The organism is Clostridium fungisolvens (assembly GCF_014193895.1).
GTDB lineage: Bacteria > Bacillota > Clostridia > Clostridiales > Clostridiaceae > Clostridium_AR > Clostridium_AR fungisolvens.
Genome location: NZ_BLZR01000001.1, coordinates 766,301 through 788,150, shown reverse-complemented (window position 1 = coordinate 788,150; position 21,850 = coordinate 766,301). Strand labels below are relative to the sequence as shown.

General features: G+C 30.6%; 17 protein-coding genes and 2 riboswitches. Of the genes, 3 read left to right on the top strand and 14 right to left on the bottom strand.

All coding sequences use genetic code 11. The features are described 5' to 3' along the window. Positions 1 to 225 precede the first annotated feature (225 nt). Positions 226 to 1,938, bottom strand: coding sequence for a pectate lyase-like domain-containing protein (locus bsdtw1_RS02990; RefSeq protein WP_183276116.1), 1,713 nt, complete (start codon positions 1,936 to 1,938; stop codon positions 226 to 228). 318 nt (positions 1,939 to 2,256) lie between these two features. Here bsdtw1_RS02990 and bsdtw1_RS02985 point away from each other — a divergent pair, with 318 nt between their 5' ends. Beyond that, positions 2,257 to 3,339, top strand: a complete 1,083-nt coding sequence (locus bsdtw1_RS02985; protein ID WP_183276115.1) for a UvrB/UvrC motif-containing protein — start codon at positions 2,257 to 2,259, stop codon at positions 3,337 to 3,339. Positions 3,340 to 3,625: 286 nt separating this feature from the next. Here bsdtw1_RS02985 and bsdtw1_RS02980 read toward each other — a convergent pair whose 3' ends face one another. Beyond that, positions 3,626 to 5,086, bottom strand: coding sequence for a L,D-transpeptidase family protein (locus bsdtw1_RS02980; RefSeq protein WP_183276114.1), 1,461 nt, complete (start codon positions 5,084 to 5,086; stop codon positions 3,626 to 3,628). Between the two features lie 423 nt (positions 5,087 to 5,509). Here bsdtw1_RS02980 and bsdtw1_RS02975 point away from each other — a divergent pair, with 423 nt between their 5' ends. Next, the gene (locus bsdtw1_RS02975) at positions 5,510 to 6,712 is read left to right on the top strand and encodes a transglutaminase domain-containing protein (protein WP_183276113.1); all 1,203 of its coding nucleotides are present in this window, start codon (positions 5,510 to 5,512) and stop codon (positions 6,710 to 6,712) included. A gap of 111 nt (positions 6,713 to 6,823) precedes the next feature. Here the strand turns inward: bsdtw1_RS02975 and bsdtw1_RS02970 are convergent, their stop codons facing one another. The 11 genes from bsdtw1_RS02970 to bsdtw1_RS02920 form a co-directional block, all read right to left on the bottom strand. Next, a complete protein-coding gene (locus bsdtw1_RS02970; RefSeq protein ID WP_183276112.1) occupies positions 6,824 to 7,417 on the bottom strand; it encodes a nuclease-related domain-containing protein in 594 nt (197 codons plus the stop codon). 292 nt (positions 7,418 to 7,709) lie between these two features. Further along, entirely contained in the window at positions 7,710 to 8,174 is a 465-nt protein-coding gene (locus tag bsdtw1_RS02965; protein WP_183276111.1) for a hydrogenase maturation protease, read from the bottom strand. Beyond that, a complete protein-coding gene (locus bsdtw1_RS02960) occupies positions 8,171 to 9,562 on the bottom strand; it encodes a nickel-dependent hydrogenase large subunit (RefSeq protein WP_183276110.1) in 1,392 nt (463 codons plus the stop codon). Before bsdtw1_RS02960 ends, bsdtw1_RS02965 begins: the two co-directional genes overlap by 4 nt. Then, complete coding sequence (locus tag bsdtw1_RS02955) at positions 9,559 to 10,431, bottom strand: hydrogenase small subunit (RefSeq protein ID WP_183276109.1); 873 nt, start codon at positions 10,429 to 10,431, stop codon at positions 9,559 to 9,561. Before bsdtw1_RS02955 ends, bsdtw1_RS02960 begins: the two co-directional genes overlap by 4 nt. 183 nt (positions 10,432 to 10,614) lie before the next feature. Next, positions 10,615 to 11,385: a flagellar motor protein MotB gene (locus bsdtw1_RS02950; RefSeq protein ID WP_183276108.1), complete on the bottom strand. Its 771-nt coding sequence runs from the start codon at positions 11,383 to 11,385 to the stop codon at positions 10,615 to 10,617. Positions 11,386 to 11,397: 12 nt separating this feature from the next. Further along, positions 11,398 to 12,183: a flagellar motor stator protein MotA gene (gene motA, locus bsdtw1_RS02945; RefSeq protein WP_183276107.1), complete on the bottom strand. Its 786-nt coding sequence runs from the start codon at positions 12,181 to 12,183 to the stop codon at positions 11,398 to 11,400. A gap of 547 nt (positions 12,184 to 12,730) precedes the next feature. Continuing rightward, positions 12,731 to 13,066, bottom strand: a complete 336-nt coding sequence (locus bsdtw1_RS02940) for a cupin domain-containing protein (RefSeq protein ID WP_183276106.1) — start codon at positions 13,064 to 13,066, stop codon at positions 12,731 to 12,733. A gap of 239 nt (positions 13,067 to 13,305) precedes the next feature. Then, positions 13,306 to 14,223: an amidase gene (locus bsdtw1_RS02935; protein ID WP_183276105.1), complete on the bottom strand. Its 918-nt coding sequence runs from the start codon at positions 14,221 to 14,223 to the stop codon at positions 13,306 to 13,308. A 43-nt stretch (positions 14,224 to 14,266) separates the two neighbouring features. Continuing rightward, positions 14,267 to 14,354, bottom strand: a riboswitch (cyclic di-GMP riboswitch). Positions 14,355 to 14,630: 276 nt separating this feature from the next. Beyond that, positions 14,631 to 16,073: a glycosyltransferase family 2 protein gene (locus tag bsdtw1_RS02930; protein ID WP_183276104.1), complete on the bottom strand. Its 1,443-nt coding sequence runs from the start codon at positions 16,071 to 16,073 to the stop codon at positions 14,631 to 14,633. Beyond that, positions 16,070 to 17,224, bottom strand: a complete 1,155-nt coding sequence (locus tag bsdtw1_RS02925) for a HEAT repeat domain-containing protein (protein WP_183276103.1) — start codon at positions 17,222 to 17,224, stop codon at positions 16,070 to 16,072. The genes bsdtw1_RS02930 and bsdtw1_RS02925 overlap by 4 nt, the downstream gene beginning before the upstream one ends. Before the next feature lie 59 nt (positions 17,225 to 17,283). Then, on the bottom strand, positions 17,284 to 19,437 hold the full coding sequence (locus tag bsdtw1_RS02920; protein ID WP_183276102.1) for a family 2 glycosyl transferase: 2,154 nt from the start codon (positions 19,435 to 19,437) through the stop codon (positions 17,284 to 17,286). A gap of 51 nt (positions 19,438 to 19,488) precedes the next feature. Then, positions 19,489 to 19,570: riboswitch (cyclic di-GMP riboswitch) on the bottom strand. A 229-nt stretch (positions 19,571 to 19,799) separates the two neighbouring features. Here bsdtw1_RS02920 and bsdtw1_RS02915 point away from each other — a divergent pair. Further along, positions 19,800 to 20,183: a L,D-transpeptidase gene (locus bsdtw1_RS02915; RefSeq protein ID WP_183276101.1), complete on the top strand. Its 384-nt coding sequence runs from the start codon at positions 19,800 to 19,802 to the stop codon at positions 20,181 to 20,183. Positions 20,184 to 20,288: 105 nt separating this feature from the next. On the opposite strand, the gene bsdtw1_RS02910 is transcribed toward bsdtw1_RS02915, so the two are convergent. Beyond that, positions 20,289 to 21,611 carry an MATE family efflux transporter gene (locus bsdtw1_RS02910; RefSeq protein WP_183276100.1) on the bottom strand — a complete coding sequence of 441 codons (1,323 nt, stop codon included), beginning with the start codon at positions 21,609 to 21,611 and terminating at the stop codon, positions 20,289 to 20,291. Positions 21,612 to 21,850 lie beyond the last annotated feature (239 nt).

The following is a 21,850-nucleotide window of genomic DNA, read 5'->3' as shown; positions in this document are numbered from 1 at the left end:
ACATAAGTTATATTTGTTATATATAATATATAACAAATATAACTTTAAATCAATATACTTTATATAGAAAATATAATTTTTTATTGTATTTTTTTAAAGACTTGTAGAACCATTGAAATATCTAGGTTAGCTAACTTTAAAATTTTATAATTTCGTGCACAGTAAAAAAATGTTGTAACCCTATTACAATAATAGTTTCACAACATCTCTTTTTACCTTTAAGCATTATTTTTGCAAGTAATCTGTACTTCTACTCATACGGTTAAACCAATTCACGGCTTTGTGGTCTTTATTAATTATATTAGAAATTCCTCCATGACCATTTAGATAAACCGTAACTGCATTTTTTATGTTTATCCCTTCCTTATCTGGCACCTCAATAGCGCTATCAACTTTAATACCGCGATTAATTATATAACTATATACACCTATACCGTAGGCTTCATGTGAATTTACCTTATTACTAACCTTATAGGATGCATAGCCTTTAGTCTTATCATTCATCCAGCTAGCTTGATTTGGTGCGTCATATGGTATTTCACTTTGATAAAAATAAGTTTTTCCCCTCTCACCATTCCATATGGTTTGATATTTATGAAAATGTTCAACCATAAGTGCATATAAGGTTACATCATTTCCATTTACTATTACTCCATTTGAAGTGATATTGGTATCCCAACCAACCCCTCTTCCATGATCTGCACGCCATACCCAAAAGTGATCACCAATTACATAATTACTGTTTATCTTTATGCATACCTCAGCCTTACCTATATCTGCTCCTCCAACTCTAAAGAACAAATCACTTAATACAATTGGATTTGATGAGTTGTTATTAGACTCTCCTTCCTTTCCAACCTCTAGCAATACCGGAGATTCTACTATGCCAGCATCGAAAAGTAATCCTGAAACAATTACCCCTTCAACATCACCTATAGACATGATCACCACACCATTATCAGCAAGCAAAGTTGCAATTCCAATACCTAATATTATAGCGTCTTTTCTCTTTATCTCTATAGTTTCATCTATGTGATATATTCCTGGAGTAAATAATATGTTTTTACCCTGATCAAGAGCAAAATTTATATCACTTGCTCTAGTTTTTTTTGAATGAGCAATATAAAAGTTCTCAAGAGATACTTTATCACCTAAAGCTTTTTCCTCTCTCCATGTAGTCCCTTTAGTCTCTCTTTGGAACTTAGGAACAAATACCTTGTAATCTCCATCGTCATCTATCATTAAAAATGGCTTTTCTCTCATAACAGGGGCAGACTCAATCTTAGTAAATGGATGTTTTGGCCACTGTCCTTCAGGTGGATTAGTATCCCCTACAAAAAACATATTATATGCGCTTCCGTTCCAGCTTTTAAATTCATTATTTCTCGAAAACCACTGCTGTTGTGTCCCTGAAATAATTTCTCCCTCTATCAATGAATCAGCTAAAAAACCTCCGCTTGACCAGCCTCCATCATATAAGGTTAAATCTCCTTTTATATTAACTCTTCTTAATGGCGATGCCTGAGATACTGCCCACTTAGCAACTCCACTGGTTGGCATTATACTAATATTTTCACAGGACCTCCAAAAGTTACAAAGTGCATTACCATTGCTCCAAGCAGCATCAACCTCTATTGCACCTGTTACGTTTACATCATACGGTGTCTCTCCAAGTCCTGCTACTTGAGTATAAAATCCAACCTTCATGTTTATCTCATATGAGCCTGGCTTAAAAAATATAGCATATCTTTCCTCACCGAAATGATTAGCTTCCTGAGTTTTAAATATTTTATCACATATATCTTGCATATAATTTTTTGGCATTGACTCGTCAAATATATAAACATTTTCACCAAAATTATATTTATCTTTAAATTTATTTGCTTTTTCTACTTCATTCTGCAGTGTTCCTGAAGCAGTCATACTATCTTTATTCATCATTTTCCTCCTTCTAATAGGTAGACTTCCTAGGTTTATATAGTTTAAGATCAGTTTTATATGGATATATTCCTTCACTCAAAGGTATTTTTTATTATTTTCCTCATTCATTCCCATAAATAAACATTGTTAATTGTTAATTAAATATATAAACTGAATTTATAACACTATACTAAGTATCTTCTATTGAAATATTACCATGTAACATCTAAATTTTAAGGTACACATTATTTAGAAAGAGTGTTATATTTTTGGATTTACTTCAAATGCCTATTAATAATATTTATATAAATTAATCTTATTTTGAAAGGTGATATAGTGGATTTAAAAGAAAAAATCAAAAATCTTCCCTCATGTCCTGGAGTATATCTTATGAAAGATTCTCTAGATACGATAATTTATGTTGGAAAGTCTAAGAACTTAAAGAGTAGAGTTTCGTCGTATTTTACAAATTCAAAATCCCATTCTCCCAAAGTTGTTAAGCTAGTGAAAAACTTAAAGGATTTTGATTATATTATTACAGATACTGAATTCGAAGCATTTATGCTTGAATGCAAACTTATAAAAGAAATAAAACCAATCTACAATAAATTAATGAAAAACCCGATATCATACTGCTACATAAAAATAACTTTAAATGATAAATATCCAGAAATAGATCTATCTGATATTTACTCTATTGATGATGGAAATATATACTTCGGCCCCTATACAAGTTCTAATAAAATTGAAAAAGCTCTTCTGGGATTGAAAGAACATTATAAAATTTTGTGTAGTAATAAGTTTAAAAGTTCTTCTGCCTGTATAAATTATTCTTTAGGATTATGTATGGGTGTCTGTATGGACAGCTTTTCCAAAGATAGATACTTATCAGTTATAGATAAAATTATATCTTTATTTAAAGGTACTGATACAAGTGTAATTGAAGAAATAGAGTATAAAATGCTTGATGCAGTTAATAAATTGGACTTTGAAACCGCTGCGAAATATAGAGACACTATAGGAGATATAAATTATATTGTAGACAGAACCAATATGATTAACTATATGGACTTAAGTAGAAATGTAATCCTCACAGAAAATCTAGACAAGACTTCCATAAAGTTTTTTCTAATTAGTAATAATAAAATAATTTTCAATGAAAAACTTACCATTCTCCCAAACAATAATCTAGTCGATTATATGACCAAAATTACATTGGAGCTCTTTGGCAATATTAGCTCAAATAATTCAAGATATTTAGATAAGGATGCTATAGATGAAGCGCAGATAATTTTCAGTTATATACAAAACAAATCAAATAACTGCAGATACTCTATATTAGATATGGATTCTTTATCCATAGATTTTGAAGTTAGCATCAATAGGATAATCAATAACCTGCTTACTTTAGACAGCTAACGATACCAATAGCACCATGTTGAAATTAATAGGTTATTCATCCGATGCTTTTAAAACATAAATTAAATAAGCTGTATCATACCATATTGGCTTGATACAGCTTGTTAAAACCCTTGTGAAAATTACAGGGAATATATAGTTTGTCCACATCCTAAACTTCTCTAAAGAACATAAATTTATACTTGTTTGAAAATCTTGTTATCATAAGATTTTCAAACATTCATAAATTAACGATTTAAAATAAAGTGAACAAATCAAGATTTAGTAATCTTATTTTAAATATTTACTAATAATAACAAATAACAGGTGTACCTACTTGAATATTTTCGTACACAGCTTTAGCAAGATAGAATGGTGAGTTTACGCATCCATGAGAACCATTTGTTCTATATATATTTCCTCCAAATGAACTTCTCCAACTTGCATCATGTATTCCTATACCTTGATCAAAAGGCATCCAATAGCTAACAGGTACATCATAATCTTGTCCTTTTAGACTAGTATTTCTTTCTTTGTATTTTATATAGTAAACTCCTACTCTAGTGGAGTGGTTTTGGCTTATATTACCTGTGACTACATCTCCTTCAACTACTAACTTACCATCCTTATAGAACCATAAGTGTTGTTTTGACATATCAACTTCAACATAAGTACTACCTATATCATTATTATCTCTTGAAACACCTTTTATAGTATAAGCAGGCTCTTTTGTCTCAGATTTCCCTTCTTTTATATCAGAAACTATAGCTTGAGTTTCTTTTGTATTATTAATAGACCAACCATAATCTCCGCCATTAACCTTTATTTTGTTTCCAAGTGTAGTTACAAAATCTCTTGTCTTTCCAACTGTATCATAAGTATTAGAAAGCTTCGTAACATACTCCTTTACCTTACCTTCATCTAAAGAAATGTTTAAATTATCATCAACCTTAATCCAGCTATTAATTGTTGATCCATCTAAAACCTCTGTGCTCTTTCCAAAAGTATAAGTGATTTTTGATGCCACATATTTATTAAGAATATTTTTAGTATCTATAACTTTTTGTGAACTTGCTGTGTATTGAGGTTTAACATAACAATCTGTACTCTTTAAGTCTATAGTTGCGTCGCCCTTAAGAATTGCATCTGAGACAATACTATATAGTTTATCCTTATTAAGTTTATTACCATTAACCTCGTTTACAATATTATAACTTCCATTTTCATATTTGAAGCTCGCATTTTTAGGTTCAATTACATTGCTGCTATCAAAAAAAGATAGGCTATCCAATTTCTTTTTTAAGAGTTCCTTATCAAAAGAAACTGCTTCTGAAATTTTATACTCGTTCGAGTTAAAAACTGCCACTACCCACCCAAATGGGTTTTCTTTGTCTTTTAAATTTTTCACTTGTCCATTTGAATTATATTTCAATCCAACTTCATCTGCAGTGATTTGTTCCTTTTTACCATTGTCTGATTCTAACTGCAACGTATAGGCTTTAACCTTTGATGGCATTTGTTCTTCTACTTCTTCTACAGTTTTTCCTGAAACACTAACACTATCAATTTCTGAACCAAAGTAGAAATGATTTCTAAAATATATGGTCATACCTAAATAAATTACAAGTAGAGCAGTAAGAGAAATTATGCTACCTATCAAAATTTTATTGCGTTTACTATTATTTTTTTCCGTACTACCATCTCCTTTATAATCGCAGCAAAATTTTATTAATGAAATTTTAACTTCATGCCCCCTCTCTAAAGTCATATTTCATTCTATGTTCAATGATTAATTTTTAAGACTATATTGTTTATTATAAATGTAAAATTATTGATACAATTTTTTCTACAAAAATCCACTATCATCTAAATAAATATACCACTTATAATACTTGCCACTTTTCTAAACATAAATCAGTTTATGGATAAAAAAACTCATAAGCCACATTATTGTAAACTTGGCTAATTTAGTACATAACTCTCATTTAATACAATCAATAAAACTTATGTATTAAGGCATAAAATTTACAAGTGAATTAGAGCTAAATGAATACGATATATATTAATACGAAGATTAATATATATCGATACCATATTTCCAAAATTTTCATAATAAAGTTTTAATAAAACAGTTTTATATTTAATGAAATACTGAAAAAATGTTTACTAACTAAAGAAGGAGGGATTATTCTTGAGAAAATATTTTGAATGTAATATTATTAAGCTTGTTTTGATCTTTTGTTTTTATTTATATTTGCACACTTCAACAGTCCATGCAAAAACATACTTGCCATTTAATCTACAAGAATTACAAACTAAGCTTAATATTGCAATGCATTCTAGGCTTACCACATACAACTTAAGCTATATCGGAGATCCCTCTACTATAAAAGTAGATGTTTCAAACATCATAAATAATATCTATGATAAAGATGATTATCTTAAATACACTTGTAAGAGCTATAGATATACAGCCTTAGCCAATGGAAATATTATTACCATAAAGTTTACTTTTAGTTATTGGAACACATTAACTCAAGATATGTATATAGAAAAAGAAGTCAATAAAATACTTGCACAGATTATAACACCAGATATGAATAATTATGAGAAGGAAAAAGAAATTCATGATTGGATAGTAAAAAATGTTCAATATGATGTTTCGTTAACCAATCATTCTGATTATGATGCTCTAATTTATCCTTATAAAACTGTATGCCAAGGTTATTCTTTACTTGCATACAAAATGTTAAATAAAGTTGGTATCCCAACAAAAATAATAGAAGGTATTTCTAAAGGTGAGGCACATACATGGAATTTAGTTAACCTTGACGGAATATGGTATCATCTTGATATTACCTTGGATGACCCCATACCAGATTTAACGAATTCAATCAATTATGATTATTATAATCTTACTGATTCTCAAATAAGTGTTAATCATTCATGGATAAAAGCCTACCCAACCTCTAAAACTGATTTTTCCAATTCAATAAGACTTAAACTTACTGCTAATGACAAAAACTCTGCTTTTTATGTTCAACTTTTTACTGACTTAGGATTAATTTATTTATCTGATGACTATACAGTACATGATTCAATTGAGTTAAAAAGTAAACTTCTCTCTGCAGTAAAAAGCAGAAAAAATAGCATAAACCTAAGATATTTAAATAGTTCTTTATTATCTGCTGATATTGAATATGCATTAAGAGATATTCCAGATATAACTTCATATTCTTACAGTAAAATAGACTATTCAAGAACCACACAATCTAATGATGTTATATTTAAATTAAAGATAAACTATTTTTTATCTCCTTATTTAAACTCAAATGATTTTCCTTTTATCAAACCAAGAGTACTTGCAGGTTCTCCTATTAATTCTGCCGTATGATCACTACAAACCAAGCTCTAACTTTTTCATAAAGTAAAAAGTCCACTAAAGTGATCTTCTTCAGTGGATTTTTTTTGCGCATCTGCCTTTTCTGAACACACGATGGTTCATCTATATATCATTACTATCTATATTTAGTGACATAAGTTTAGAATAAATTCTCTTTTTATCAATATCACTTATTATTTCCTCAGTATACTTTTTAATTGCTTCTACTAAATGAATTGTATAAACTACATCGGTATTAGATGTAACTTGCAAATCAGCATTAGTTGTAAAAGTTACAATAGGAATGTATTTTAATCCATCGAACTCTTTTAACACCTGCTGTAAAGCTTTTATATTCTTGCGATTTTCACATATCGGATTATGTAACTTTTCTGTTCTTACATAAAATCTTTGCTTCCAGTTCTCATCAAACTCTGCTCCAATAATTTTTCCTTTATAATTTTCAGCTTGTATTACAAAAACACCGAAGTTTGATACAACAATATTATCTATTTGTACAGTTTTTTCCCCTAATTCTAATATCATGTGTTTAATTATCTTATATTTACTATCGTCTAATCCAGATAAATGAAATTCTACTGACTTTTCACCAAGTAACCCTTTAATTCTTGGCATAAAAAGGTCTAGCATTAAAGCTAAAATCATTAAAATCCATAAGTACCAAAATTTCATTAATAGTTCTACTAATCCGTTCATTATTCTTTCTCCCTTTATCAAAAGTAATCAAATATCAATTAGACGATCCAAGTTGCTGTTTAAAGATCAAACTTTTGATAATATTACATTATTTATAATCATTGGTAAGACAACTTATCCCATTATATTTTCAGAATAATTGTCAGCACAATATACCTTAACAATATCTTATCAAAAATTCCAAGATAAAACATCCAAATAAGGTTAATATATTATAAAAACACCTTAATTATTAAAATATATTAACCAAAATCTACTTTTACTAATTACTTATTTATTGATACCTTTGAGCTCACTTTGATATTAAACTTGTACAATTCTCTTTAATTATCTCGTACACCTCATTACATACATTTTCAAACTGTTTCACCATCTTTTTCGATAAGCTCAAGCTAAAACATATCTGATCTGCTTCTATTCCTATAATAAAGCCGCTTATATTAAGTTTAGTATTTCTAATCTCTGAAATTAAACTCTTGTTATGCATAAATGATGATGATTTAATATACTGTTCATTCTCCTCTAATGAAATTAAAGTCACAGTTCCACACTCTACACCAAAATAAGTACTATCAATTATAAATATTAAATCGTCGTCTGATAAACAATCTAGTGCAAAATCCAAATCAGTTTCAGCTTTTATAAATTGCATATCTAAATCTAATCTTCGAAGCCTATGCTCAATTGCATTAATTATTTTCATTGGAATTCCATCATCACACATTAATATATTTCCTATACCTATAACTTTAATCATACTATCCTCATAACAAAATCATTATATTTATCACTTATAACATGAGTTGCACAAGAAACACATGGATCAAAGGATCTTACAATTCTTCCAATTTCAGAAGGAGCTTTAATATCTTCAATATAAGTTCCTATTAGAGCTTTTTCTATAACGCCCTTATTGCCCTTAGAGTCTTCTGGTGATATATTCCATCCAGAAGGTGTTATTATATTGTATTTATCAATTTTTTGATTAGCTATGCTAATCCAATGTCCTAATGCACCTCTTGTAGTATCTCTAAGACCTGTTCCTTCAGAACTTTGTGGTATCTCCCATATCTGCTGAGTAGCTTTTAAAGGCTTTATAATTTCTAAAAGTTTTTCTATTATATCGCATATTCTCTTAACTTCTATAACTCTAGCTGTAACCCTATCTAATGTAGATACACCATTATTATATTTCCCACTTATCCACAGTCTTGCAAGTGGCCCTACCTCCATTGGCATTCCATCATATCTTGCTGCCTTAACCCATGTATAAGGATCCTTCTTATTAGTATTAGAAGGTGTACTTCCACCCCCAATGGAACTTGGGCTATAGGTATAAACAGAATCCTCGGCTATTTTTGTAGGATCAAAATCATATCTTATATTATTTATCATCACTCCACTTTTAACATATGTCTCAGATTCATTGAAACTATTATCAAAAGCTCCATAACTCATAAAATTACCATAACCTTTTCCGTTCTTGAAATCCTCACCGTAATACCTTGAAATAATATTAATATCATCTAACATTACGTTATTAATAAAATCTTTAATAGGTGCTAGTATAGATTTTAATTCTATAATATCTGTTACTGAAACATTGGCTGTGACACCTCCAACAAAAATCCCATGACTGTGAGGTACTTTTCCACCTAATATAGCCAACATCTTATGTGCATCTCTACTATATTTAAACGCTTCTACATAATGATTGCTTAACTTTGTATTTAAATCCTTAGGTAGTTTATATTTTCGTCCATTATTATCGTTTACTGGGTTTATATCTATTTGTACATAATCAGGTAAAGTAAATTGATAAAAATGTCTTATGTGATTTTGTAAGAATTCGCATCCATGCATTATTTGTCTAACTATACTCCCACTCTCTTCAGGCTGGATTTTCAAAGCGTTTTCCAAGGCAACAGCAGATACAAATCCATGCGCAGTAGAGCATATCCCACATATTCTTTCAGTAAAATAAATAGCATCAAAAGGCGATCTTCCTTTTAGCATTTCCTCAAATCCCCTAAACAAAAAACCATTGTTGCGGGCATCTATTATGACGTTCTTATCTATAGTTACTTCAATCTGCATAAAGCCGCTTATTCTCGTAATAGGATTTATAACAACTTTTTCACTCATAACTTTTCTCCTGATTGAAAATTAATAAAAGGTTCCATATCATCTGGAAATCCTTTGTTTACGCATCCAATACAAGGGGTATTATCTTCAACTGGCCAATTGACTCTATCATTCCATTTCCTTAAAGCACAATCTGATCTTGTAATAGGACCTCTACACCCCAATTGATACATACATTCTTTATCACCTAGCTGTTTTGCAAATATTTTCTTATCAAAATAGGATCTCCTTGAACAATGAGTGTGTATAGTTTCTTCGTATAAAAATAAAGGTCTATATTCTGAATCTAACTGTGGCAATCCAAATGATATTAGATGAGCTATAGTGCTTATCACCCATCTAGGATTTGCAGGGCACCCTGGAATTCTTATGGTCTGATATGATTGATTGCTTAGAAACTCAATAACACTTTTACTGGAAGAAGGATTAGGATTTGCTGCAGAAATTCCCCCATATGATGCACAGGTACCCACTGCTAAAATATATTTTGCTTTCCCTGCAGCTAGAGTTACTGCTTCTGCCCCTGAGATACTTTTCCCATTATAATTAGCTACGATATTATAAATTCCAGCGTCTTTAGAAGAAACTGCCCCTTCTACCACCAAGATAAATTCTGTATCTAAGGTTTCAAGAAATTTATCAAATGCCCTTTGCCCCTCAGCTCCCATAGTGCTATTATTGTAAGTCATATTTACCATTTCAGATAGAACATAATAGACATCTGGTGTAGCTGCATCTAAAAGCGAAATTATATTTCCTGAACAACCGCATGCTTCTAGCCAAATTAGATTTATTTTCTTTAGCCTCTTATTTTTAAGCTTCTCTAATGTAGATGTTATAATTTCTCTTTGACATACCTTTCTTGGCAATTTTACCTCTCAAAAACATAACTATTAGTAAATTCTATTCTTCTATAATTATCTTTATACTTTTAAAGTTTATTTTTATATGATTACGAGAACAACTCTCTATTTACTATAAACATTAGCTCTAATCTACTAATTTTATTATTATAACGAAAAAAGCTTACCATAAAAATGGTAAGCTTTCTTCTATTTGCTTGTAGTTGTACCTGTGTCTGTAGTTTGTGCATATTTACGAATTATAAAAATTTCAACTCTTCTGTTCTTAGCTCTTCCTTCAGCTGTATCATTACTATACTTAGGTCTATATTCGCCATATGCTTGTATAGAAATCTTGTTAGTACTTACTCCACCTGATCCAACCATAAAATTCATAACATTTATAGCACGCATTGCGCTTAAGTCCCAGTTTGATCTAAACTTACTAGTACTTATCGGAACATTATCTGTATGTCCAACAACCTTGATTTCATTATCTAGTCCCCGTACCATTTTTGATATTTCAAGAAGTAATGGATTAACACCTTGTAATACTTGTGCGTCCCCTGAATTGAACAGTACTGCATCCTGTATAGATACTTCTAAACCTTCCTTATTAAGCTCAACTTTAACCTTATCAGCATATCCCTTACTTTGGATTTCTGATTCTAAGCTTTGTTTAAGTCCATTCATCGTATCTTCTTCTTTTTGAGTATTGGATTTCTCTGCCGAGGTCCCTGCATTTGCTGCTTGCGATTGAATAGCTGCAGTTGTATCAGTTCCACCTTCCGACATTACAGAGGATCCGCCTGAAAATATAACATTAAACTCAGCGCTAAGCCTTTGAAGCTTTTGTGAATCTACTTTACTCATAGCAAACATAACTATAAAAAGTGCCAATAGGAGTGTAAGCATGTCCGCATAAGGTATAAGCCAAGTTTCATCTACATGCTCTTCATGATGTTCTTTTTTCTTTTTCATCATTTATCTCCTTTACTTTTCAGCATTTGCACTAATAACCTTTTCTCTTTCCTTTGGTTCTAACATACCAATCAATCTAGCTTCAATACTCTTAGGATTCTTTCCAGCCTGAATAGCTAGTATACCTTCAAGTATAATTCTCATTGTACTTATTTCTTCATGGGATTTTCTTTTAAGTCTAGATGCGAATGGATGGAAGACAACATATCCGAAGAAAATACCATAAAGTGTAGCAACAAAGGCTCCTGCAATCATATGACCTAGTTTCTCTGTATCATTTAAGTTACCAAGAGCTCCTATAAGTCCAACAACCGCTCCTAAAACTCCTAGTGTAGGTGCTGAACCACCTGCTGTAGTAAATATTGAAGCTCCTGCTCTATGTCTTTCTTCCGTTCCATCAATTTCAATCTCTAATGCTTCAACGATATCCGCTGGTTCTACACCATCGACAACCATTTCTAATCCTTTTTTCATAAATTTATTTTCCATAGCTTGTACAGTACTTTCAAGTGCTAATAACCCATTTTTACGAGTTGTTTGAGCCATCTCTACTATTTGTTTTATTATTTCCGCAGGATCTTCCTTCCCTTCTCCTTTAAAAAGCTTTCCAAAAAGTCTAGGAATATTAAGAAATTCCTTTTTAGGGAAAGAATTCATTACTGCTGCTGATGTTCCAACTAGAATGATTATTGCTGCTGCAGGATTTAATAATACAGCTATGTTTGCCCCCTTTACAATCATACCTACGACAATTGCTAGAAGACCTGTTATAACTCCTATGACTAGAAAAATATCCAAGATTTCATCCTCCTCGTAAAATCGCTTATTCGACATATTATTATTCTTTTCGCAAGTTTCATAAATGTATCATATCATAGTAAATATTAATTTAGAACTACCTATCAATAAATGAACTAATGTAATATATAGCAACAATAATATTTTGTTTCATTACCATCCAGTTAACTATATCCATTACCACATATTAGCCAAAACTTAATCTTGTATTTCTAGATATCCTAATTTACACTTACTTTAATAGATCTTGACAATATATAAAAAGCATCACTTTTTAGCGGTGCTTTTTATAGGTATTCCTACTATTAAATTTTTCGTATAGTATAAAAATTACTTGTGCTATTTCATAAAAAAATCATATCAAAGTTGTTCATTAATTTTTGCTTAAAAAGTTAAATTTTTCAGTTTTTGCTTTTAAAAGACTTTATCTATATAATTCTAACATATTATTCACATTACTTTCAACATACTTTAATATGTTTTGTCGATTATTGTTATTTATACTACTGTTATTAGTCATTTGAATTTTACTTCCTTATACAGTCCATTATCTATTTATAAAATCTTCTCTATACGGAGTAAACACATCCAATAATACTCCCTTTTTAAGGCATCTACACCCATGTACTACATTAGGAAGCTTATATAATGTATCACCTTTTTTAACAATATTTTTGACCCCACCAATTTCAAACTCAAATTCACCTTCTAACACATATGAAAGTTGAGTATGTGGATGACTATGCAGGGTTCCTACTGCCCCTTCTTCGAAATGTACTTCTACAGCCATTAGTTGATCACCATATGATAAAATTTTTCTCTGAACTCTTTCTCCTGCTGGTTCAAACTCGCAATCCTCTGAGTATACAAAAGCTTTATTCATTTTTAATCCTCCATGTTCATTTATACTATAGATAAACTACTTTATATTTAAAGTTCAAATACTGAAGTAGTTTATCTGTTCTATTTATCTCTAATCCACCTACACATACAAACTAGCCATGCTAATTTAAGTATTTTTCTGTATATAATCATATCACACTAGCTATGTGGAGATTAAATTTCCTGAAAAATAAAAGAAAATAGGCATCCCTTTCGAGAATGCCTGTTAAAAACTTATAATTATTTCCTTAAAACCATCCAACTCATTATATGATGAATAGCAAATCCACCAAAGCTTGAGTTTCCACTATAGCTTGTATAAACTTTGTTTAGTTCTTGATTCATATAAGCTTGTCCCTCTTCATAGAAACTGATGTTATCACCTTCACTTGATTTCTGAGTTTCAACTCCAACTGTAACAGTAGTACCGTATTGCTTACCTAAACTTAGTTCTTTAGAAACTACGCTAATTATCCCATTTGTTCCTGCAGCAGTATCTCTGTAAGCCATTATAACTACATTCTTTACATTCTTTATTATCCATTCAGCCAAGTTACCAGTTCCATACTTTGTGTTATAAGTTACACCATCAAACCAGAATGGAATATCTATCGCCAGTTGTATTCCTAAAGCATTTGTGTTGCTCACTGCATTTAACAATAAACTTTGATAATTAGCTAAAACACCATTCATATTCTGACTATATTGAGTATTTAAATATGGTTCAACATCTAAGTGAACACCATTGAATTTTTCATTAGCTAATGCAGATTTTTGATATTTGGTCACCCAATCAAAAAATTGCTGTTGCTTATATACACCACCATCTGATACCCAGTCTGGATCACCATCCAATGCTTGTACACTTATATTCTTTGAAGAAGCTTTCTTTATAAAACTCTTATAATAATCAAGATTCAAGCTATAATTCACCTGAAGGTATATGTTCTTTACATTGTTTGCAACCGCAAAATTAAGAATATTATCTGAATTCTTTACAATCTGTTGTGTATCCCACAACCAGGTTGAATTTTGCTTGCTTACAGTTTGATTAACTGTAGTGGTCTTAACACTATTCTTATTTGCTGCTAATGCTTGTGTTGGGATAATTAAAGATACTGCCATAAATAGTGCTAAGAAAAACTTTGATTTTGACATATAAACTCCTCCTATCGAAAGCCGGGAGGGTCCTAAAAGGAATCCTGGCAACCTGGCAACCATGCGGTATATAACCGTTTAGGCCCATAGCTTTGCGTCTTTGCCTTTCGACAAATTTGCCTTTTTCAATTATATTTTTTATTTTACCACTATGTACTTATGTGAAGCTTTAACATATAAAAATTATTATTCTCCTGGTTTTATATGCATACTAATCATATCTAATCTACCAAAATTTAATCATATTTATATATTATCGCTTCCCATAGAGCCTATGGTGCCTTTATTATATGCTAAATAATAAAGCTTTGTAATATGAATTAATAAATTTCAAGCATAAATATGTTGGTCTTTTAAAGGTTTTTTTGTCACATTAGTCCACATTTCACCACTAGCTGGATAAAACTTTAATTTAATTTTAATTGAGTATTTCTGTTATCTTCGCCACTAAACCTATTTCTTTTTATTTTTCCCCATTTGTTTCTAAACTTTTTAAATCTTATAATGGCATCAATTCTAAAAAGTGTTGTCATTTGTCTATATCCAAAGTTCTCTAAGATTCCATACCACGAAAGCTTTAAGAGCTGCTTTACGGATGGATACTTACTAAAGGTATATTCCTCCAGGAGAATTGCACCTATTGAAAGGACTATTCCATAAAGTATAGATGCCACTAAAAACAATATAAAGTATGATGTATTTAATAAACCAAACGCATATGATAAAGGAATAAAAATATATCCTAGAATCTCTATTACTGGACCAAGCATTTCAAAAATCCAAAAGTATGGTACTCCAAATAATCCTACTACACCATATCTAGGGTTTAAGAACATTTCTTTATGTCGAAAAAGGCTATCCATAAGTCCTATCTGCCATCTTCTTCTTTGTCCTCTTAAATCTTTTATCTTTTCAGGTGCTTGTGTCCAACAAACTGGATCTGGTATAAACTTTATCTTATATTTAATTTTATTCTTTCTCAAGTTCTTATGAATCTTAACCACTAACTCCATGTCTTCACCGATTGTATTATCCACGTACCCCCCAGCCTCTATAACTACATCTTTTCTAAAGGCACCAAAGGCTCCCGATATAATAAGAAGACATCCCAAAGCATTCCATCCCATTCTACCAGTTAAAAAGGCTCTTAGATACTCTATAACTTGAAACATTGCCAGATTGTTTTTAGGTAATCCTATAGCTCTTACCTTTCCTTGCTTTATATTACTGCCATTTGCTATTCTTACGATTCCACCCACTGCCACAGTCTCTTTGTCTTCAATAAATGGCATTATAACTCTGACCAATGAATCGCTTTCAAGCACTGAATCAGCATCTATTGATGTAAATACAGGATACTTAGATATGTTTATTCCAACGTTAAGGGCATCAGCCTTTCCTCCATTTTCTTTATCTACAAGAGTTAAATTAGGTATATCTAAGTTTTTATAGATTCCATTAACCTTTTTTGTCTTTATCAAATATCTTACTGGCTGGTTTATTTCATTTAATCCATAAGCCTCAACTATCCTTTTAAAGGTTTCATCCCTTGATCCATCATTCACTACTATTATTTCAAAAGATGGGTAGTTAAGTGATAAAAGCGATTTTATACTATCTACGATTGTTTTCTCTTCATTATATGCAGGTACAAGCACCGATATTGGTATCATATTTGTTGAGCTTGTATATTTCTTGTAATCAGAATAATGCATCTTTCTAATGTAGTCATATAGACTAAAGGCTGACAATACTAATTGAATAAAGTATATTGAGTTAATAGCTAAAACATAATATAGTACAAAATTATTAAAATCTATAATTATCTCTTTTATTATGGTTAAGTTCATACTACAGCCTCCTCGTGTTTAGAATTCCTATACTTGTTTATTTGACTTACTAATTCCATTCTTTCTGGCTCATTTGAATTCTCAAATAATTGAACTCCATTTTGAGAATTTTCTATAGCTGAAATAATAATATCCTTTGCAAACTTATCTTCACCTTGAAATACATATGATATTATGTTTATTCCATTCTTATGGTTAAGTATAGCTGTGGCTGAGTTGTATCTTACATACCACTGTGCATCTGTTAGTGAATTAGCTAATGGTGTGAGCACTTTGTCACTATCAAAGTTACTCAGAATTTTCGCAGTGACTGCTCTTACTTCCCATTCACTATCTTGTAAGAGACTTATTATTGTATCAAGATAAACTTCATCTCCCATACTTCCTATAGCCTTTACTGCAGAAATTTTTAGTTCTTTATTTTCACTGCATAGATATTTTGAAATATCTTCGTTAAGTATCTGATATTTTAAATTACCGGCTGACTTTATGAATACGGAAGCCATGAAACTATTATCTGAATTGATCATATATCTATAAATCTTTTCTTTGTCACCTTCGAAAGTATCAACTACTTCAATTAAACTTCTCTCACTTAAAATTATTGCTGAATCTATATCTTCGAAAGCCTTTATAAAAGAATCTTCATCTCCTATTTTGGCAAGTGCTAATAAAATATTATATTTTAAATCACTATTTGAAGTATTTACTTCATCAAGTAGGGCTTTAATAGCTTGTTCGCCTCTCAAATCCCCTAAGTTTTTTGCAGCTAATGCCTTATGAAAATAATTTCTATTTTTTAAATTTGCAATTTCATATTTTATAATATCAATGCCTTCGCATATTTTAGTTAATTTACTAAAATAGTTTTTATCTTTATTTTCAAAATGATAAAGCATTCTTTCTTCAATTATTCCTCTTTTATCTTTATCCTTACTTAATACTTTAATCTGTTCCAAGTTATTATAATTTAGTCCTTCGGCTGTTATTCCACTGACGATAGAATCAATAAGTGGTATTATTTCTTGTGCATGTTTATTTAATTTTTTATTTTTATATAATTCTATAACTTTTTCATAAAATATATAGAAATACAGTAATACTATTATTATTGAAAAAAATCCTATTGATATATATACATATTGATCCATAATAACCTCCCTCAAATTTTAATGTAAATGTAATAATGATTTAAAGCTTGAAACTGATTCTAATATCCTATAGATTTAAATGCATCTTTTATAATGTTATATGAAAGTTTAAGCCTTTCGTGATAAGTGGGTGTTTCCCATTCCTTCCAGCTATATAATTTCATTTCACTATTATCAACTACCTTATTGTCCCTAATTAAAATTCCACCTTCATATAATCCATCTATTTTTAACGGAGCTATATCTTTTTTCTCATAAAAATTATCCATGATCATTTTTGAAGAAGGATCCATAACATTTAATAACTGCCAAGGTATCCTAATCTCTATCTTATCTTTGTTTACAGAAAAATCCGTTAAAGAGTTGAAATCCTTATTCTTTGGATTACCGTCTCCTTTAACAAGTTTTCCTGTTTCATACTTTTCTAAGGGAATTGATTTGTTGTCCTGTGGAAGATACAGCTGCCTATTTAAACAAAGGTACATAGGATTAAAGATTCCTGTATCTTTCTTCTCATAAGTTGAATTCTTATCTATCATAGAAGTACCATCTTTCTTAAGTGCCTTGTACGCGTACATATAATAGAAAGAATCATAATAAGCATCCACAACTATCCTAGATCCTGCTTTTTTATCTAAAGCTATTATCATATCTGTAGGTCTTTTTAGTTCTATGTTTAAGTCTTTATATTTTAAGTTACCTGACTTTGGGGTTATATCAATTGGAATAAGTAACTTATCCTCATCAAAATTAAAATTTTTAACGTCTGCCATAATATATAGATATTTTTCATCACTTTTAGTATATATCTTCATATTATCATCGCTTATTATAGGCTTATCCTTCTTCCAATCTGATACATCACCATCAACATAACATATACTTTCCTTATTTCCAGGGTCAAAAGCTAATATCCCAAATTCCTGCTCATTTGTCTGTGTATTGGACCAGTAAGCTCTTCTATCAGCTATATCAAGATCCATATTGTTCCATGTTCTTTTAAACCATTCGTCTTGCCAGGTGAATATAAGTCCTCCAGCATATCCTTCATCATATATATCCTTAAGCATAGCTACATCCATTTCCCCTTGACTCTTTTCATCTAAGTTCCCTTGATTGTACCCCATATAAACACTTCTATGCGCCATTCCCCTTGCTGCAGGAACACCAAATTCGGCAACTAATACAGGAACTGTATGTTCTTTAATTAAGTCTTTTAAATATGCCTTATAAGTATCTACTTTACCATTTTCATCTTTAAAGCTTGAATATTCATGTTGATAATTCATAGAATCTGGATAATACGGATATATATGATAAGCTGCAAAAAGCCCTGATTTAAAAGTGTCTTTCTTCTTTATATGTTCCGTATTAACCTCAGCCATATCTTCAGTCTCCAATGGTTCATTTGGATGCTTTAACACATCTGTTGTAACCCAATTAGTGAAACTCACAGGCCTTTGCATTTTATATTTTTCAGTCTCATATTGTATTGCATAATCTCCTGACTCACCTAAGAAAATTTCAAAAGGAGAAGCTTTTTCAGTATATAAGAACTTACCATTATAATCGCTTATATTCTTATTAATAGCATTAGTGTTATTTACAAGCTCAGGGTCCCACTCAATTCCTAGTATCCATCCCATAACATAAGGGGATACCTCCTTTGTATAATTACCACTAGCATACCCACTTTTAGCCGATAGTTTTGCATTTCCATGAATTATATCTACAAGCGTCTTTATATCTTCTTTGAATCCATTCTTAATCTTTGGGTTATGTGTATTTTTAAATTTTTTTAGATCATCTTCATTTGCCCAAACCCCTTGAAAAATATATAATGGTTTTATTGCAGTCCTATTATATTCATATAAAGCATCATAGAACTCTGGTTTAAGAATTGTATATACTCTTATAGTATCTGCATTCATGGCTGAAATCTCCTTAAACCATCTCATATACTCATCCTTAGTTATTGCTAGTTCCCCTGGATAAGCGCCTGGTTTAGCAGCTCCTATATTTACTCCTTTAATAAAAGATTTCTCCCATTTCCCATACTTGTATATATAAAAAGACTTACTATCAACCTTTGCTATATAAGAAACTCCATTCTCCTTATATATAGATACTTGATTCCTAACTAAAAACAAGTACTTATATCCTAAAAAAAGTAGCAAGATCGTAATGATTGAAAATATTATAAACTTCTTCAATTTTATCCCCCTCAAAATTTCCAAAAAACTCAAAATGCAACCGACCTACTATTATAAGTTGGCCGGTTGCACTACTCGCTCACCATATACAAAGTGCCCAATTAAGTATATAGATCAAAGCCTCCACTATTAAAATATAAATTCTAGCAGTACTCCATTCATTGATAGATGTACTTAATCAATAATAACTATTAACTAATACATATATATACATAATATCATAAATTATTCCTACTTTCCTATATTTTTTAATTAATTTTATATAGATGAACTACTTCGTAATCCATCTATAACTTATATTCACTCAATTTTACTAATCATAATAATATATTCTATATTAATTATTATTTTTTAGGAGTTTTATGTTTGATTATCCATTCTCTGATGACTATTTTCAATATTACAGGGCAATTTATAGCATCACAATTAATACGGAAGCCCATACACTAACTTTATTTAAGTCTGGTAACTTTTTCAAATCCTATACAGTTGCAGTTGGAAAATCTTCTACCCCTACTCCAAAGGGAACTTTTAAGATAATAAATAAAGCTATAAATCCAGGTGGTCCTTTTGGTGTAAGGTGGCTAGGACTGGATGCACCTAATGGTGATTACGGCATCCACGGAACTAATAATCCTGCCTCCATAGGCAAAAATGTGTCAAATGGTTGTATTCGTATGTATAACAAAGATGTACTGGAGTTATCAAGCTTAGTACCTTTAGGTACGGTTGTAAAGATCGTTTAAAAATAGTATATTAATACAACCTTGAAAAAAGTCTAAATTATATTGATTTTCGTTTTACCAATATAATTTAGACTTTTTTAGTTTTATATCTATATACGATTCAAATTAGCTTTTCTTTATATTCTTTATAAAGAAAGGCACCTCATAACTTAGCATTACAATCCATCCAAGACCACAACTTAATGCTATACCTGCAACTCCAAATCTTGGAGCAAAAATGTAAGAGAAAATTACTCTTCCAATCATTTGTACAAAGGTTGACATTAATGTTATCTTCAAATCACCCATTCCCCTAAAGTACCCTTGTATTCCATTTGTCCAACTAGGTAGTAAATAGAAAAATGCCATCATTTCAAGATACATTACTCCCATATTTACAACAGCATCATCGCTGCCATTGATAAAGAGCTTCATTATGCTCCTTGATCCTAAAAAAATCACTGCACATATTATGAACCAGTAAATAGTTTCTAACTTTAGTCCTGTCCATAAGCCTGGCTTAATACGATCATTTTTCTTAGCCCCTCTATTCTGAGCCAAAAAAGTAGTCATTGCTTGAGCTATACTTTGTTCTGGCATAAAAGCAAAATCATCTACTCTATTAACTGCATTAAAGGCTGCAATAGCTTGTACGCCTAATGGGTTCACTGCACCTTGAACCAATACTTTTCCTACATATAGACACGTTTGCTGCATTGCAGTAACCCAACTATAATTTATTGTACTTCTAAGTAAAGCTTTATCTAGTATAATTTCTTCTCTTGAAAAACGTAAAAGTGGAACTTTTAAATATATATACACAATACAAAAAACACTAGAAAACATTTCAGCTGTAACTGTAGCTATAGCTGCTCCTTCTACTCCCATATGAAAAAACTTTAGAAATATTATATCCATTACCACATTTAAAATAGATGAAATCATTAGAAATTTAAGTGGTGTTTTTGAATCTCCAATACTTCTTAAGGTTGCTGCAAAAACATTGTATAAAAAGGTGAAAATCAGTCCAAAGAAGATTATTCTTAAATAAATAGTAGCATCTGGAATAAGTTCTTCAGGAGTTCTTATTAATCGCAAGATTGGTTTAGTAAATGCCACACAAAAAATAATTATACATGAAGTGAAGATAAACCCACCAATCATTGTAGTTGAAACTTCCCTCTTAAGCTTCTTAATGTTTCCAGATCCAAAATATTCGCTCATTAAAACAGATGCTCCCATGCAAATACCAATTATTAAAAACATAACTATATTCATAATAGGATTGGCAGTTCCCACTGCAGCTAGTGCTTTAGTTCCTACGAATCTACCTACAAAGATAGAGTCTGCTGCATTGTAAGTAAGTTGAAATAAATTTCCAAGAATCAATGGTATTGAAAAGCTAATCAAATGCCTAGGTATATTGCCTTTTGTCATATCTGTAGTCAAGATTTGTCACCGTCCGATCACGTTATAATTTTTCTATAATTATTTATAGATAACCCATTCATCTCGCTCTAATCAGTGAATATTAAAAGTTTTAAAACCAAATGAAGTAGCCATTGTTCACGTGAACAATGCTGCACTTACTATTCTATACTATTTTTTTAATAAGTGAAAGCATCTAGAAAAAAATCGCTAAGTGATCTCTTAGCGATTTTTTATATTTTTTATATTTTTTTATTTGA